Origin of the sequence: Psychrobacter sp. TB20-MNA-CIBAN-0197 (assembly GCF_040309765.1) — a bacterium.
Lineage (GTDB): Bacteria > Pseudomonadota > Gammaproteobacteria > Pseudomonadales > Moraxellaceae > Psychrobacter > Psychrobacter submarinus.
The window spans coordinates 1-366 of the sequence record NZ_JBEOPC010000196.1; the positions used below are offsets into that span (position 1 = coordinate 1).

The window sequence follows — 366 nt, forward strand, 5'->3', positions numbered from 1 at the left end:
TAAACGTCCGGTGATCATCACCTAGATATTGATATTCCAAGGCAATAATTGTTCTATGTCTGGCTCAGGCTGACAAAGCTCATCGAGGCAATGCATGATGTAATCAAATGGCGTTAAGCCGTTGGATCTTGCAGTTTCGATGATGCTGTATAGGTGAGCGCTTGCTATTGCGCCGCGTGAGGTTTGGCTAAACATCCAGTTCTTACGGCCAATAACAAATGGTTTGATAGCGCGCTCGGCGCGGTTATTGTCGATATTAAGCTGACCATTTTCAAGGTAAACTATAAGTTTATGCCATTGATTAGCGAGATAGGTTGCTGCCTCTGCTAACTTGGTTTTCCCGACTAAACGTGGCTGGTTTTGCTC

1 protein-coding gene is annotated in these 366 nt (G+C 44.8%); it reads right to left on the bottom strand.

Going from position 1 to position 366, the window contains the following annotated elements:
• Positions 1-21: 21 nt before the first annotated feature.
• Positions 22-366, bottom strand: a 345-nt coding sequence (locus AAEY83_RS13285) for an IS66 family transposase (protein WP_351059481.1), incomplete at its 5' end; no start/stop codon positions are given.